A 14,932-nucleotide genomic window follows, 5' to 3' on the forward strand; every position below is an offset into this window, starting at 1 on the left:
TTAGAACGGAATATCGTCGTCCATGTCCGCCAGGTTGGCGCCGCTGCTGGCCGGAGCCGCTGCGGGGGCCGGGCGCTGTTGGGGCGCCGGGCGTTGCGCCGGGGCGCGCTGCTGCTGCGGACGCGACGGGGCGTCGTCGTAGCCGCCGCCACCACCGTAGCTGGCGCCACCGCCACCGCCGTCTTCGCGGCCGCCCAGCATTTGCATCTGGTCGGCAACGACTTCGGTGCTGTAACGGTCAGCGCCGGTGTCCTTGTCTTGCCACTTGCGCGTCTTCAGGCGGCCTTCGATGTAGACCGAGCGGCCCTTCTTCAGGTATTCGCCGGCGATTTCAGCCAGGCGGTTGTACATGACGACGCGGTGCCATTCGGTTTCTTCGCGCTTTTCGCCGCTGGCCTTGTCCTTCCAGGACGAGGTGGTGGCAATCGACATGTTGCAGATTGCCGCCCCGTCCGGGCTGTAGCGGACTTCCGGGTCGCGCCCCAGATTGCCCACGAGAATGACTTTGTTAACCGATGCCATGCCGATGTCCCTCTGTTGTTGACAGCCTGCGCCTGTGCGTTGCCGCGAGCGCGCCGGCAACAACATAAAAAGCGATGTTGAAGACCGGCTTCATGAAACACGCCGGTCACCGCAACGATGACCGGCGACGCCGGGTGAAGCCCTAGTTTGGTACGTATTATCGACGAAAAGGGCCTGCCGCGCCAAACGCGATTCGTGACAAATCCGTCCAGCCCGGAAAACGAATTCAGGGCAGTTGGCGCCCGTACGCGACACAATCGGCGACTTTTCCGCGCAGTCGGGGACGCATCCCCTGCGCGGGTTTACGCCAGGGGCCGAAGCGCCCAGGTCACGGCCAGCCAGATCGCCGACAGGACGGCGGCACCGATAAAAACAGCGCTTGCGCCGGAATGCGACGCCAGCCACCCGCCCAGTGCGCCGCCCGCAAACAGCCCGGCCGCCTGGGCCGTGTTGTAGAAGCCCAGCGCCAGGCCCTTGTACGCCTGCGGGGCCACGCGCGACACCAGCGACGGCTGCAAGGCTTCCAGCACATTAAATGCCACGAAAAAGCCCGTCAGCGCGATGGCCAGCGTGTAGAACCCGTGGCTGGCCGCAGGCAGCAAGGCGCACACCACCACCAGCCCCGCCACGGCGGCACGCAAGGCGCCCCGATGGGCGCGGCGCTTCTCAGCGATGAACACGACCGGCACCATCAGCACGAACGACACCAGGATGACGGGCAAATAGACTTTCCAGAGCTCGCGGGCGTCCAGGCCGCCCACTTTGGCCAGCAAGGCGGGCACCACGACAAACAGCGACACCTGGATCAGATGCAGCACGAACACGCCGAAATTCAGGCGCAGCAGGTCACGGTGGGTCAGGACTTCCCGCGGGCGGGCGGCCTGCATGCTGCGGGCCTGCGTGCGCGGCACCACCGGCACCACAAAGCGCGCCACGCCCAGGCAGATGACGCCCAGACAGGCGATGGTCCAGAACAGGCCGGACAGCCCCCACCAGCCCACCAGCACAGGCGACAGGACGAGCGACACCGCGAACGACAGGCCGATCGACCCGCCCACCATGGCCATGGCGCGCGTACGCACCTCGTCGCGGGTGGCATCCGCCAGCCAGGCGGTGACGGCGGCGGAAATGGCGCCCGCGCCCTGGATGGCGCGCCCGATGGTGATCCAGTAGACGTCCGTCGCCTGGGCACAGACGACGCTGCCCACCACGAACAGCAGCAGGCCGAACAACACGACCGGGCGGCGGCCCCAGCGGTCGGAAGCCAGCCCGAAGGGGATCTGCATGAATGCCTGGGTCAGCCCGTACATGCCCAGCGCCAGGCCGACGCGGGCCGGGTCGTTGCCGCCCGGCAGGCCGGCGGCCGCCACGGCGAAAACCGGCAGCAACAGGAACAGCCCCAGCATCCGCGCGGCGAACAGGCCGGCCAGCGCAATGCTGGCGCGGCGCTCGGAAGGGGTCAATTTCAGTCTGGTATCTGCCGGCATGCGGAAATTTCAACAATGACAAGGGCGGGCGCGCGTGGATGTCACACGCTCACGGTCTGATCTAGCGGTGCCGCGCCGGCTCCGGTTCAGTCCAACTTGGCGGACTACCCTGAACGCGGGGGGATTCGGCGCGCTATAGTACCAAGTTGGCCTTTGAAACCGCTTAAAAGAGCCCGATGGACGCGATACGCATTCGGGGTGCACGCACCCACAACCTCAAGAACGTCTCGCTGGACCTGCCGCGCCACAAACTGGTGGTCGTTACCGGCTTGTCCGGTTCGGGCAAGTCTTCGCTGGCGTTCGATACGCTGTACGCGGAGGGCCAACGACGTTACGTGGAAAGCCTGTCCGCGTATGCCCGCCAATTCCTCCAGCTGATGGACAAGCCGGACGTGGACTTGATCGAAGGCCTTTCCCCGGCCATTTCGATCGAGCAGAAGGCCGCGGGGCACAACCCGCGCTCCACCGTCGGCACCATCACCGAGATCCACGACTATCTGCGCCTGCTGTATGCGCGCGTGGGCACGCCCTACTGCCCGGACCACGGCCTGCCGCTGCAAGCACAAAGCGTCAGCCAGATGGTCGACGCGGTGCTGGGCTGGACGCCCGAGACGCGGCTGGCCGTGCTGGCGCCCATCGCACGCGGCAAGAAAGGCAGCTTCGAAGACGAATGCGCCAGCCTGCAGGCGCAGGGCTACGTGCGCCTGCGCGTCGACGGGCAACTGGTGGAAATCGACGGCATGGCGCCGTTGAAAAAGACCGAAAAGCACGATATCGACGTTGTGATCGACCGGCTGCGCATCAAGCCCGAAAGCAAGCAGCGCCTGGCGGAAAGCTTCGAAACCGCCCTGCAACTGGCCGACGGCCGGGCGCTCGCGCTGGACATGGACAGCGAACGCGAGCAGGTCTTCTCCAGCCGCTACGCCTGCCCGGTGTGTAGCCACAGCCTGCCCGAACTGGAGCCGCGGCTCTTCAGCTTCAACAACCCGATGGGCGCCTGCCCCAGCTGCGACGGCATCGGCCAGGTGGGCTTCTTCGACCCCAAGCGCGTCGTCGCCTTCCCCGAGCTCAGCCTGGCCGCCGGCGCGATCCGCGGCTGGGACCGCCGCAACGCGTTCACGCATTCGCTCTTGACGAGCCTGGCGGCGCATTACGAATTCGACATCGAAGCCCCCTTCGAAGACCTGCCCGAAGCGCTGCGCGACAAGGTGCTCTACGGCTCGGGCGAAGAAGAGATCTCGTTCCTGTACCTGAACGAGAAGGGCCGCAGCACCGTCAAGCGCCATACGTTCGAAGGCGTCATCCCGAACCTGGAGCGCCGCTGGCGCGAGACGGATTCGGCGACGGTGCGCGAAGAGCTCGGCAAATACCGCAATATCAAGACCTGCCCGGACTGCGCAGGCTCGCGCCTGCGCCCCGAGGCGCGCAACGTGCTGATCGGCCACGACCCGCGCGGCGGCGAACGCCACGGCCAGGCCATCTACGAAGTCGAGGCCATGCCGCTATCCAGCTGCCTGGCCTGGTTCCGTGACCTGAACCTGACGGGCGCCAAGCAAGAGATCGCGCAACGCATCGTGCGCGAAATCGAAGCGCGGCTCAGCTTCCTGAACAACGTCGGCCTGAACTACCTGTCGCTGGACCGCAGCGCCGACACGATCTCGGGCGGCGAGGCGCAGCGCATCCGGCTGGCCAGCCAGATCGGCTCGGGCCTGACCGGCGTGATGTATGTGCTGGACGAACCCTCCATCGGCCTGCACCAGCGCGACAACGACCGCCTGATCGGCACCTTGCAGCACCTGCGCGACCTCGGCAACAGCGTCATCGTCGTCGAGCACGACGAAGACATGATCCGCATGGCCGATTGGGTCGTGGACATGGGACCGGGCGCGGGCGAGCACGGTGGCGAAGTCGTATCGCAAGGCGATCCCGACACCGTGCAGCGCGACCCGAATTCGTTGACGGGCCAGTACCTGAGCGGCGCGCGCGAAATCGCGATTCCTCCGCGCCGCCCGGTCAACGACGAGCTCCCCTGGCTCACCCTGACGGGCGCCAGCGGCAACAACCTGAAGGACGTGGAACTGCGCCTTCCGGCGGGCCGGCTGGTGTGCGTGACGGGCGTGTCGGGATCCGGCAAGTCCACGCTCATCAACGACACCCTTGCGGTCGCGGTGTCGCGCCAGCTGCACCATGCGCAAAGCGAACCCGCCCCCTACGTGTCCATGCAGGGGCTGGAGAACTTCGACAAGATCATCAGCGTGGACCAAAGCCCCATCGGCCGCACGCCGCGCAGCAACCCCGCCACCTATACCGGCCTGTTCACGCCCATCCGCGAGCTCTTCGCCGGCGTGCCGGAAGCGCGCACGCGCGGCTACGACCCCGGCCGCTTCAGCTTCAACGTCAAGGGCGGCCGTTGCGAGGCGTGCCAGGGCGATGGCGTGGTCAAGGTCGAAATGCACTTCCTGCCCGACATGTACGTGCCGTGCGACGTCTGCCACGGCAAGCGCTACAACCGCGAAACGCTGGAAATCCGCTACCGCGGCCGCAATATCAGCGAAGTGCTGGACCTGACGGTTGAGCAGGCGCTGGAGTATTTCGAGTCCGTGCCAGCGATTTCCCGCAAGCTGCACACCTTGATCGATGTCGGTCTGTCCTATATTCGTCTGGGCCAAAGCGCGACCACGCTGTCAGGCGGCGAAGCGCAACGCGTGAAGCTGTCTCAAGAACTGTCGCGCCGCAGCACCGGCCGCACGCTGTACATCCTGGACGAGCCCACGACCGGCTTGCATTTCCGCGATATCGAGCTACTGTTGCAGGTGCTGAACCAGCTGGTCGACAGCGGCAACACCGTCCTCATCATCGAACACAACCTGGACGTCATCAAGACGGCCGATTGGCTGATCGACATGGGTCCGGAAGGCGGCGATGGCGGCGGCTACGTGGTGGCGCAAGGCACGCCGGAAGATGTCGCGGCCACCCAGGCCAGCCATACCGGGCAGTACCTGGGCAAGCTGCTGCGCCGCAATGCCGGACGATGAACCAGCACGTTGTAGCGGACAACCTGGCAACCCCTGCGGAAGGAAAAGCGGCATGTACACCCTGATCATCGCCAACAAGAACTACTCCTCGTGGTCCTTGCGCCCCTGGATCGCCCTGCGCGCCACGGGCGTGGCCTTTACCGAGCAAAAGCTCGGGTTTTTCACGGAAGCGTTCACGCGCCAGGTGGGCGCGGTGTCGCCCGCAGGGCTGGTGCCCGTGCTGCTTGACGGGGACTTCGCCGTCTGGGATTCCCTGGCCATCTGCGAGTACGTGGCCGAACAACGCCCTGAAGCGAACCTCTGGCCGCAAGACGCGAAGGCGCGCGCCCGCGCCCGTTCGCTGGCCGCGCAGATGCACAGCGGCTTTTCCGCGATGCGCCAGGCCATGCCGATGAACATCGAAGCGCATCTGCCCGGCATCGACCTGCCCGAAGCGGCCCGGCAGGACATCTCGCGCCTGCACGCCATCTGGCGCGACACGCGCGCCGAATTCGGCCAGGGCGGCCCGTTCCTGTTCGGGGCCTTTTCGATTGCGGACGCCTTCTTCGCGCCCGTGGTGTCGCGCTTCACCACCTATGGCATTGCCGCCTCCGGCCCGGTGCGCGACTACATGGACGCGGTGCTGGCGCTGCCCGCCATGCAGGAATGGATGCGTGACGCGCGCGCCGAGGCCACCTTCGTTCCCGAAGACGAGCCCTACCGCAAGCATCGCTGAAGAGCGCCGCCGGTCCGTTCAATCGTGCAGCCGCTGCGCCATGAATTCGCGCAGCAGCGCCATCGCGGGCGCTTCGGTCCGTCCTGTCAAAGTCACCAGTGCGAATAGCGCGTGGCTGCGCAGTGGCGGATCGCTAGGCAACTCCATCAGCTCGCCGGCGGCGATGCCGGCACGGGCTGCGCCCACAATGCCCAGGAACACCGCGTCGGACACGCGCACCGCGTCAAGCAGGCTGCCGATCTCGTCGCAACGCAGGCGCACCGACGTGCGGGGATTCGGTTCAAGGCCGAAATGCTCGATCAGGATGCGTTCGGTGTCGGCCGCCAGAAAGGTGGACGCCAGGGGATAAGCCGCGATGTCCGCGAATCGCGGCGGGCGCGCTTGGCGGGCCAGGGGATGGCCAAGGCGGCAAATGAAGCCCGCGCGCATCTGCGACACGGGTTCGATGCGCAGATCGGCCGATGGCGCGATGCCGCGGGTATCGACCACCAGCGCATCCAGGCGCCGCTCGCGCAACAGCGCCAGATGCGCCTCCAGCGGCCCGCGCATCAGCTCCAGATGCAACTGCGGATAGCGCTGGGCAACGTGCGTCAGCAAGGGCGTCATCAGCATCGCGCCGGGCCCCGAGCCCAGGCCGATGTTGATTGCCCCCTGGTCCCCGTGGCTCAGCAATTCGGCGCTGCGGCGCAACTCGGCCGATTCGAACAGGATGCGCCGGGCGCGGTCGGCCACGGTCAGGCCCAACGGCGTCAATTCGGTGCGCTTTCCCATGCGGTCCAGCAGCAGCGCGCCCAGGTCTTCCTCCAGCAGCCGGACGCTGCGGCTCAACGCCGACTGCGTCAGATGCAGGCGTTCGGCCGCGCGGCTGAACGAGCCCGCTTCGGCGACGGCCAACAGATGTTCAAGCTGCTTCAGATTCATGTCCCACTATGAGTTTTTTTTCTAGCTTCCAGAATAACAATTCGTTAGACAACTAGCGAGGGCTGTCCCTAGCATGCGGATCACAACCACATCACAAGGGGAATCTCGTGAGCATGCTTTCCAAACGCCTGCACCTTGCGGCCTGTGCGCTGGCGACGGGCGCGGCGTTGCTGTGGGCGCCGGGCGCCCAGGCCGCCGACTATCCCAGCCGGCCCGTCATGATGATGGTGCCCTACCCGGCCGGCGGCACTTCCGACGCCATTGCCCGTCTGGTGGCCCCTCCCGTGTCCAAGACGCTGGGCCAGCCCGTGCTGGTCGAAAACCTGGGCGGCGTCAGCGGCGCGTTGGGCGCGCAAAAAGTGCTGGGGGCCAAGTCTGATGGCTACTACCTGTTCCAGGGCTCGCCCAATGAACTGATCCTGTCGCCCATCGCCAACCCCGCGGTCAAACTCAAGAGCGAGGACTTCCGGCTGGTGCAGATGATCGGCACCGCGCCGCTGGTGATCGTGGCGCGCAGCGACCTGCCTGCCGACAGCGCCGATGAACTGGTCGCGCTGGCGCGTTCGCGCTCGGCGTCGCAGCCGCTCACCTTCGGCAGCGTGGGCGTGGGCTCCCTCTACCATGTGCTGGGCGAACACCTGGCCCATACCATCGGCGCCAACATGGTCCACGTGCCCTATAAGGGCGGCGCACCGCTCATGCAGGACATCGGCGGCGGCCAGGTCGATCTGGCCATCCTGCCGCTGTCGCAGCAGCAGATGGCCTTGGCCGAACAGGGCCGCATCAAGCTGGTCGCCACGCTCGATGCGCAGCGCAGCCAACTCCCGTCCCTGACAGCCGTCCCCTCGGTCAACGAGGGCCAACGGTTGAAGGGTTTCAACTTCACCACCTGGACCGGCTATTTCGTCAAACGCGACACCCCGGAAGACGTGGTCCTGCGGCTGCATGCCGCGCTCAACGACGCCATGCAGGACCCGGCCGTCAAGCGCGGGCTGGAATTTCAGAACATCCTGGTCTCTGATCCGATGGGCGCGGATGCGGCAGAAGCGATGTACCGCGCCGAAACCGGCCGCTTCCGAGAGATCGCCAACCGCGTAGACGGCGCGGCAAAGCCATGACCACCGCCACCCCACACAAGGAACACGCCGACATGCATCCGATCCTGCAGACCCTGACCGCCCAGGCCGACGAATTCGTTTCGATCCGGCGGGACATCCACCGCCATCCCGAACTTGGCTTCCAGGAATTCCGCACCAGCGACCTGGTGGCGCAATGCCTGACGCAATGGGGCTATGAGGTGGCGCGCGGGCTGGGCGGCACCGGCGTGGTCGGGCAGCTGCGCCGCGGCGACGGCAACAAGCGCCTGGGATTGCGCGCCGATATGGACGCCTTGCCCATTCAGGAGGCCACGGGCCTGGACCACGCCAGCCGCAACGAAGGCGTCATGCATGCGTGCGGCCATGACGGTCACACGGCCATGCTGCTGGCGGCGGCGCACCACCTGGCCCGGCACGGCGAGTTCGACGGCACGCTCAACCTGATCTTCCAGCCCGCCGAAGAAGGCCTGGGCGGCGCCAAGCGCATGATGGACGACGGGCTGTTCACGAAGTATCCCTGCGACGCCATCTTCGCCATGCACAATATGCCGGGCCACCCGCAAGGCCACCTGCTGCTGCGCGACGGCCCGACGATGGCCTCTTCCGACAACGTGACCATCGTGCTGGAAGGCGTGGGCGGGCACGGCGCCGTGCCGCAACGCGCCGCCGACCCCGTCGTGGCGGGCGCCGCCATCGTGATGGGGCTGCAGAGCATCGTCGCCCGCAATATCGATCCGCTGCACATGGCGGTGATCACCGTCGGCGCGTTCAATGCCGGCCGCGCCAACAACGTCATTCCCCAGACCGCGACGCTCAAGCTCAGCGTCCGCGCGCTGGACCGCGGCGTGCGCGACACGCTTCAGGCGCGCATCACCGAGCTTGTCCACCATCAGGCGGCCAGCTATCAAGTGAAGGCCACGATCGACTACGGCCGCGGCTATCCCGTCCTGGTGAACACGCCGGCGGAAACGGATTTCGCGCGGCAAGTGGCCGTGGAGCTTGTGGGGGCCGACAAGGTGGATCCGCAGACCCGGCCGCTGACCGGCAGCGAAGACTTCGCCTTCATGCTGGAAGACGTGCCCGGGTCCTACCTGCTTGTGGGTAACGGCGACGGGTCGGCGGACGGCTTCAACAGTGGACACGGCGCCTGCATGGTCCACAACCCGGGCTATGACTTCAACGACCACAGCCTGCCCGTGGGCGCGGCGTATTGGGTGCTGCTGACCCAGCGCTACCTGACGCGCTGACGCGGCCGCCTTACGCCATCTCGAACAGACGCTTGTGTTCGCGGATGGCGTAGCGGTCGGTCATGCCAGCGATGTAGTCGGCGATCGCGCGGGCCTGCTCATTGAACGCCGGGCGGCGATAGTCCGGCGGCAACAGGCGCGGGTCTTCCAGAAAGGCCGCGAACAATTCGCGCACGATGCGGCGCGCTTTCGTGGTCATGCGCAGCACCTGGTAGTGCCGATACAGGTTGTCGAACAGGAATTTCTTCAGCGCATCGGCCTCGCGGCGGATATCGTCCGAAAAGCCCGCCAGCGGCGGCGCGCGGCGCACATCGTCGGCGCTGGCCGGCGCCGCATCGCGGATACGCGCAAGCGAGGTCTGCGTCAGGTCCACGATCAGCGTGTTGATCATGCGGCGGATGGTTTCCGCCACGGCGCGGCGCGAGGCCAGCCCCGGATAGCGCTCCAGCACGTAGGCGTGGTGGCGCTCGAAGATCGAGACTTCTTGCAGCTGTTCCACGGTGATCAGGCCCGAGCGCAAGCCGTCGTCGATATCGTGGTTGTTGTAGGCCACCTCGTCGGCCAGGTTGGCCAGCTGCGCTTCCAAAGACGGCTGCGTGCGGTTCAGGAAGCGTTCGCCCACGTCGCCCAGCTGCCTCGCGTGCGCGGCCGAGCAATGCTTCAGAATGCCTTCCCGCGTTTCGAAGCACAGGTTCAAGCCGTTGAAGTCCGCATAGCGTTCCTCAAGCTCGTCGACCACGCGCAAGCTCTGCAAGTTGTGCTCGAAGCCGCCGGCCTCCGGCGCCAGTTCGCGCATGCAGGCGTTCAGCTCGTCCTGGCCCGCGTGGCCGAACGGCGTGTGGCCCAGGTCGTGCGCCAGCGAAATGGCTTCGGTCAGGTCTTCGGACAGCCCCAGGCTGCGGGCCAGCGTGCGCCCGATCTGCGCCACTTCCAGGCTGTGGGTCAGGCGGGTGCGGAACAGGTCGCCTTCGTGGTTCACGAAGACCTGCGTCTTGTACTCCAGGCGCCGGAAGGCGCCCGAATGCACGATGCGGTCACGGTCCCGCTGAAACTCGGTCCGATTTTCCGGCGGCGGCTCGGCATAGGTCCGGCCGCGCGATTGAGACGGGTCGGATGCGTAGGAAGCCAGTTCTTTCATCTGCAACACCGTCTCCGGTCTCGGTTATTGGGTGGTGCGGGCCAGGACGGCGCGCACCGCGTCGTCCGGGGCGGCCTGCATGAAGGCTTCGCCGATGCGCGGCATGAGCACGTAGCGGATCGAACCGCCCTCGGTTTTCTTGTCCACCTGCATCAGGTCCAGCCAGCGGTCCGCCCCCAGGTCGGGCGCCACCACCGGGCAGCCGATAGCCGCCACCAGCGCACGCACGCGCTCGACGTCGGCGCGGTCGAAACCGGCCACGTCCGCCGACAATTCGGCCGCCTGCACCATGCCGCAGCCCACGGCCTCGCCATGCAGCCAGGCGCCATAGCCCAGGCCGGATTCGATCGCGTGGCCAAAGGTGTGGCCCAGGTTCAGGATGGCGCGCAGGCCGGACTCGCGTTCGTCCTTGCCCACTACCTGCGCCTTCAGTTCGCACGAACGGCGGATGGCGTAGGCGATGGCCTCCGGTTCCAGGTCGCGCAACGCCTGGACGTTATCCTCGCACCAGGCCCAGAAGGCCGGATCCAGGATCAGGCCGTATTTGATCACTTCGGCCAGGCCGGCGGACACTTCGCGCGCCGGCAAGGTATTGAGCACGTCCGTGTCGATTTCCACCGCCACCGGCTGGTAGAACGCGCCGATCATGTTCTTGCCCAGCGGATGGTTGACGGCCGTCTTGCCGCCCACCGACGAGTCCACCTGGGCCAGTAGTGTCGTAGGCACCTGCAGGAAGCGCACGCCGCGCATGTACACCGCGGCCGCGAACCCCGTCATGTCGCCGATCACGCCGCCGCCCAGCGCCACCAGCACGCAGCGGCGGTCCAGGCGATGGGTCAGCAAGGCGTCGAAGATCAAGTTCAGCGATTGCCAGTCCTTGTAGGCCTCGCCGTCGGGCAGTTCGATGCGCAGCACGCGCTTGCCGCTGCGGGCCAGCGCCGCCTCGGCGCGCTCGCCGTACAGCGCCGCCACCGTGGGGTTGGTGACGACCGCGATCGCGGTGGCGTCGGCGGGGATGCATTGGTCCAGGGCATCGATGCGGCCGGGACCGATATGGATCGGATAGCTTCCGCCCGGGGTGTCGACGTCAACAACGTTCATATACGCTTCTCAAAGGCTTGTAATTGCGGCAGCAGCGCCTTGACCAGGGTGTGGATGGGCGTGGAGCCCGTTTCCACCACCAGATCGGCGACTTCCTTGTAGAGGGGTTCGCGCAGGGTCATCAGGTCCCGCAGGGTGCCGCGGGGGTCGGCGGTGGCCAGCAAGGGGCGGTTGCGGTCGCGGCAGGTCCTGCGGAACAATTCGTCCACGCTGGCCCTCAAATAGACGACGATCCCGCGTTCATGCAGCCGCTGGCGGTTTTCGGCCGCAAGGATCGCGCCCCCGCCGGTGGCAAGAATAATGTTGCGCCGTTGGGTACACTCTTCCAAGGCGGCGGACTCTCGGCGACGAAAACCGGTTTCGCCCTCGATTTCGAAGATTACCGGCACCCGCACGCCGCAACGCGCCTCGAGCTCATGATCCAGATCCATAAACTCGCGTCCCAACGCACGCGCCAGGCTCCGGCCGATGGTCGTCTTGCCCGCTCCCATCATCCCGACCAGGAAGACGGGCAGGTCGTGCGGCAACGACACGGTCTTGCCTGTGCACTCCAAGGCGCAAGGCAGGTTTTCAGTCCCCTCGTCGGAGGGCGCTGGGTCCGGATCAGCCTCCGGACATGAGTTGGCGGAAAAGTTCATGACGGCATTATCACATCTGCCGCCAGTTGCCCGCGCACCACATTGAACTATCTTGTTACAGAAACCGATCCCCTGCGCTAAGCCGGGACCGGAGATACCCGTAAAATCGCCGCGATGAGCAAGCCCCAGAATTCCTCCAAGAAAGACAAGCCCGCCAAGAGCGGCTCCCCGATACTGCGATTCTTCGTGAAAGCCGGCATCTTCTGTGCCGGCCTGTTCCTGTGCGGCGTACTGCTGGCGGGGATGGCGTTGGCGCTGGCCTGGCCGAACCTGCCGGACCTGAACGCCATGACGGACTATCGCCCGCGGGTGCCGCTGCGCGTCTACACGGCGGACCGCGTCCTGATTGGCGAATTCGGCGAAGAACGCCGCAACGTGCTGCGTTTCAATGAAATCCCGGACGTCATGAAGTCCGCGGTGCTGGCGGCCGAAGACGACCGTTTCTACCAGCACGGCGGGATCGACTGGATGGGCGTGGCGCGGGCGGGCCTGACCAACCTGATCAACATGTCGAAGACGCAAGGCGCCAGCACGATCACGATGCAGGTGGCGCGCAACTTCTACCTGTCGTCGGAAAAGACCTATTCGCGCAAGTTCTACGAACTGCTGCTGACCTTCAAGATCGAATCCGAGCTCACCAAGGACCAGATCCTTGAGCTCTACATGAACCAGATCTACCTGGGCCACCGCGCCTACGGCTTCGCCGCCGCCTCGCGCACCTACCTGGGCAAGCCGCTGTCGGAAGTGACGCCGGCCGAAGCCGCCATGCTGGCCGGCATCCCCAAGGCCCCGTCGCGCTTCAACCCGATTTCGAACCGCCCCCGCGCCGAACTGCGCCAGCGCTACGTGCTGGGCCGCATGCAATCGCTGGGCTACCTGACCGAGCCCGAATACAAGCAGGCGATGGCGCAGCAGATCGTCATGAAGTCGGCGGAAGGCACGCCGGCCGGCGGCTATTCCATCCACGGCGAATACGTGGCCGAACTGGCCCGCCAGCTCCTGTACAACGTGTACCAGGACAACGTCTATTCGCGCGGCATCAACATCTACACCACCGTGCAGTCCAAGGACCAGGAAGCGGCCTACCGCGCCGTGCGCGAGGGCGTGCTGGAATACACGCGCCGCGCGCCCTACCCCGGCCCCGAAGAGCAGCTGGACCTGCCCCCGGGCACCGAGAACAACCCGGCCGCCCTGGATGAGTTCCTGGACGGCGTGTTCGACAAGTTCAGCGACAGCGGCGACCTGCTGACCGCGCTGGTGCTGTCGGCCAGCCCCACCGAAGTGAAGCTGGCGCGCAGCTCGCGCGAAATCATCACCGTCACCGACAAGAAGGTGCTGGGCGTGGTGGCGCGTGCGTTGAACGACAAGGCCAAGCCCGAACAGCGCATCAAGCGCGGCTCCGTCGTCTACATCCGCAAGTTCGGCGACAACTGGGAAATCATCAACCTGCCTTCGGTGCAGGCGGCCTTCGTGGCGCTGGCGCCGCAGGACGGCGCCATCCGCGCCATGGTGGGCGGCTTCGACTTCTACCGCGGCAATTTCAACCGCGTGACGCAGGCCTGGCGCCAGCCGGGCTCGAACATCAAGCCCTTCATCTACGCGGCCTCGCTGGAACGCGGCCTGACGCCCGCCACGCAGATTTCCGACCAGCCGTTCGAACTGACCGCGGCGCAAACCGGCTCCAAGGCCTGGAACCCCAAGAACTACGGCAACCAGTACGAGCCCATGCTGACCTTGCGCCAGGGCCTGTACAAGTCGAAGAACATGGTGTCGATCCGCATCCTGCAGGCCATCGGCCCGCAGTACGCGCAGGACTACCTGACCCGCTTCGGCTTTGACAAGGCCCGCCAGCCGGCCGTGCTGCCGCTGGCGCTGGGCGCGGGCTCGGTCACGCCCCTGCAGCTGGCCGGCGCGTTCTCGGTGTTCGCCAACGGCGGCTACCGCGTCACGCCCTACCTGATCGACCGCGTCACCGACAGCAATGGCAAGGTCATCATGCAATCCAAGCCGGTCGTGGCCGGCGACGCGGCCGCGCGCGCCATCGACCCGCGCACCGCCTGGATCATGGACGACATCCTGCGCGGCGTGGCCACCTACGGCACCGCGGCGCGCGCCCGGGCGCTGCTCAAGCGCAACGACATCGCCGGCAAGACGGGCACCACGAACGAATCCGTTGACGCCTGGTTCTCGGGCTACACGCCGAACCTGGTCGCGACCTCGTGGCTGGGCTTCGACCAGCCCAAGTCGCTGGGCTCGCGCGAAACCGGCGGCGGCGTCGCCATGCCGATCTGGGTCGACTACATGCAGGACGTGCTCAAGGGCGTGCCGGAAGAAAAGCCGCGTGCCCGCCCCGACGGCATCATCGTCGAGAACGGCGAGTTCTACTTCTCGGAGTTCCCGCCCGGACAAGCGGTCGCCCGCCTGGGGCTCGCGGAAGCCGACACGCTGGGCGAATTCCTGCACGGCCTGGGCAGCAGCAACGAAGACACGAAGATCAAGGTTGCACCAGGCGTGGGTTCGCAGAACGCCGCCCCCTGGTCGCAGAAGATCCCGTTCTAAAGATAACGCCCCACGCCGCACCCGTTACGCGGGTTGGCGGCCCCCCCAAAAGGGGGGCGATGCATCGTGGGGACGGCCCGGCGATGAAAAAAACCGGCCTTGATAGGCCGGTATTTTTTTGGGGCGGTCGGGTTTACAACTTCAGCGTCACGGGGACGCCCGCCGCGGCGGAGCAGATCTGGGACAAAGCGTCGGGCAATTGCGGGCCGCCTCGGGTATCGTTCCAGTGTTGGCCGTCGTAACGGTAGTGGAAGCCGCCGCTGCGCGCGGCCACCCACAGCTCCTGCATGGCGGCCTGGCTGTTCACCACGACGTGGGTATTGTCTTCGAACACCATCGTCAGCACATTACCGCTGCGGCTGGTTTCGACGTCGACGTCGAGCGAAGCCGCCCAGTCATCGGCCTGGCTTTCGATGCTGTCCAGCACCTGGTCGATCAACGCAAGAAATTCGGTTTCGGTCATAATCGAGCC

At 66.3% G+C, this 14,932-nt stretch carries 12 protein-coding genes; 5 read left to right on the forward strand and 7 right to left on the reverse strand.

Annotated features, from left to right (window positions below; all coding sequences use genetic code 11):
- Together ssb and ACO6D5_RS21330 are read right to left on the reverse strand one after the other, a co-directional pair.
- Complete coding sequence (ssb, locus tag ACO6D5_RS21325) at nucleotides 1-522, reverse strand: single-stranded DNA-binding protein (RefSeq protein ID WP_006227444.1); 522 nt, start codon at nucleotides 520-522, stop codon at nucleotides 1-3.
- Between the two features lie 302 nt (nucleotides 523-824).
- Complete coding sequence (locus ACO6D5_RS21330) at nucleotides 825-2,009, reverse strand: MFS transporter (RefSeq protein ID WP_485826458.1); 1,185 nt, start codon at nucleotides 2,007-2,009, stop codon at nucleotides 825-827.
- 176 nt (nucleotides 2,010-2,185) lie between these two features.
- Between ACO6D5_RS21330 and uvrA the strand changes: the two genes are divergently transcribed.
- Together uvrA and ACO6D5_RS21340 are read left to right on the forward strand one after the other, a co-directional pair.
- On the forward strand, nucleotides 2,186-5,044 hold the full coding sequence (gene uvrA / locus ACO6D5_RS21335) for an excinuclease ABC subunit UvrA (RefSeq protein WP_315527247.1): 2,859 nt from the start codon (nucleotides 2,186-2,188) through the stop codon (nucleotides 5,042-5,044).
- A 52-nt stretch (nucleotides 5,045-5,096) separates the two neighbouring features.
- The gene (locus ACO6D5_RS21340; RefSeq protein WP_315527245.1) at nucleotides 5,097-5,759 is read left to right on the forward strand and encodes a glutathione S-transferase N-terminal domain-containing protein; all 663 of its coding nucleotides are present in this window, start codon (nucleotides 5,097-5,099) and stop codon (nucleotides 5,757-5,759) included.
- Nucleotides 5,760-5,777: 18 nt separating this feature from the next.
- Here the strand turns inward: ACO6D5_RS21340 and ACO6D5_RS21345 are convergent, their stop codons facing one another.
- The gene (locus ACO6D5_RS21345; RefSeq protein ID WP_485826459.1) at nucleotides 5,778-6,680 is read right to left on the reverse strand and encodes a LysR family transcriptional regulator; all 903 of its coding nucleotides are present in this window, start codon (nucleotides 6,678-6,680) and stop codon (nucleotides 5,778-5,780) included.
- A 113-nt stretch (nucleotides 6,681-6,793) separates the two neighbouring features.
- Between ACO6D5_RS21345 and ACO6D5_RS21350 the strand changes: the two genes are divergently transcribed.
- Nucleotides 6,794-7,798: a tripartite tricarboxylate transporter substrate binding protein gene (locus tag ACO6D5_RS21350; protein WP_485826463.1), complete on the forward strand. Its 1,005-nt coding sequence runs from the start codon at nucleotides 6,794-6,796 to the stop codon at nucleotides 7,796-7,798.
- A 32-nt stretch (nucleotides 7,799-7,830) separates the two neighbouring features.
- Nucleotides 7,831-9,024 carry a M20 aminoacylase family protein gene (locus tag ACO6D5_RS21355; protein ID WP_485826464.1) on the forward strand — a complete coding sequence of 398 codons (1,194 nt, stop codon included), beginning with the start codon at nucleotides 7,831-7,833 and terminating at the stop codon, nucleotides 9,022-9,024.
- A 10-nt stretch (nucleotides 9,025-9,034) separates the two neighbouring features.
- On the opposite strand, the gene ACO6D5_RS21360 is transcribed toward ACO6D5_RS21355, so the two are convergent.
- The 3 genes from ACO6D5_RS21360 to ACO6D5_RS21370 are packed head-to-tail and all read right to left on the reverse strand — an operon-like array spanning nucleotide 9,035 to nucleotide 11,901.
- On the reverse strand, nucleotides 9,035-10,162 hold the full coding sequence (locus ACO6D5_RS21360) for a deoxyguanosinetriphosphate triphosphohydrolase (RefSeq protein ID WP_485826460.1): 1,128 nt from the start codon (nucleotides 10,160-10,162) through the stop codon (nucleotides 9,035-9,037).
- A gap of 24 nt (nucleotides 10,163-10,186) precedes the next feature.
- A complete protein-coding gene (gene aroB, locus ACO6D5_RS21365) occupies nucleotides 10,187-11,263 on the reverse strand; it encodes a 3-dehydroquinate synthase (protein ID WP_315527238.1) in 1,077 nt (358 codons plus the stop codon).
- On the reverse strand, nucleotides 11,260-11,901 hold the full coding sequence (locus ACO6D5_RS21370) for a shikimate kinase (RefSeq protein WP_315135721.1): 642 nt from the start codon (nucleotides 11,899-11,901) through the stop codon (nucleotides 11,260-11,262). Before ACO6D5_RS21370 ends, aroB begins: the two co-directional genes overlap by 4 nt.
- 114 nt (nucleotides 11,902-12,015) lie before the next feature.
- Here ACO6D5_RS21370 and ACO6D5_RS21375 point away from each other — a divergent pair, with 114 nt between their 5' ends.
- Nucleotides 12,016-14,460, forward strand: a complete 2,445-nt coding sequence (locus tag ACO6D5_RS21375; RefSeq protein WP_485826461.1) for a penicillin-binding protein 1A — start codon at nucleotides 12,016-12,018, stop codon at nucleotides 14,458-14,460.
- 133 nt (nucleotides 14,461-14,593) lie between these two features.
- Here the strand turns inward: ACO6D5_RS21375 and cyaY are convergent, their stop codons facing one another.
- Complete coding sequence (gene cyaY, locus ACO6D5_RS21380) at nucleotides 14,594-14,923, reverse strand: iron donor protein CyaY (protein WP_006227433.1); 330 nt, start codon at nucleotides 14,921-14,923, stop codon at nucleotides 14,594-14,596.
- Between the last annotated feature and the right edge of the window lie 9 nt (nucleotides 14,924-14,932).

The organism is Achromobacter sp. (assembly GCF_057314935.1).

Coding starts and splice junctions, on each gene's coding strand:
- ACO6D5_RS21375 (WP_485826461.1), top strand. CDS start 12,016: ATGAGCAAGCCCCAGAATTCCTCCAAGAAAGACAAGCCCGCCAAGAGC.
- uvrA (WP_315527247.1), top strand. CDS start 2,186: ATGGACGCGATACGCATTCGGGGTGCACGCACCCACAACCTCAAGAAC.
- ssb (WP_006227444.1), bottom strand. CDS start 522: ATGGCATCGGTTAACAAAGTCATTCTCGTGGGCAATCTGGGGCGCGAC.
- ACO6D5_RS21350 (WP_485826463.1), top strand. CDS start 6,794: ATGCTTTCCAAACGCCTGCACCTTGCGGCCTGTGCGCTGGCGACGGGC.
- ACO6D5_RS21355 (WP_485826464.1), top strand. CDS start 7,831: ATGCATCCGATCCTGCAGACCCTGACCGCCCAGGCCGACGAATTCGTT.
- ACO6D5_RS21345 (WP_485826459.1), bottom strand. CDS start 6,680: ATGAATCTGAAGCAGCTTGAACATCTGTTGGCCGTCGCCGAAGCGGGC.
- ACO6D5_RS21370 (WP_315135721.1), bottom strand. CDS start 11,901: ATGAACTTTTCCGCCAACTCATGTCCGGAGGCTGATCCGGACCCAGCG.
- aroB (WP_315527238.1), bottom strand. CDS start 11,263: ATGAACGTTGTTGACGTCGACACCCCGGGCGGAAGCTATCCGATCCAT.
- cyaY (WP_006227433.1), bottom strand. CDS start 14,923: ATGACCGAAACCGAATTTCTTGCGTTGATCGACCAGGTGCTGGACAGC.
- ACO6D5_RS21330 (WP_485826458.1), bottom strand. CDS start 2,009: ATGCCGGCAGATACCAGACTGAAATTGACCCCTTCCGAGCGCCGCGCC.
- ACO6D5_RS21340 (WP_315527245.1), top strand. CDS start 5,097: ATGTACACCCTGATCATCGCCAACAAGAACTACTCCTCGTGGTCCTTG.
- ACO6D5_RS21360 (WP_485826460.1), bottom strand. CDS start 10,162: ATGAAAGAACTGGCTTCCTACGCATCCGACCCGTCTCAATCGCGCGGC.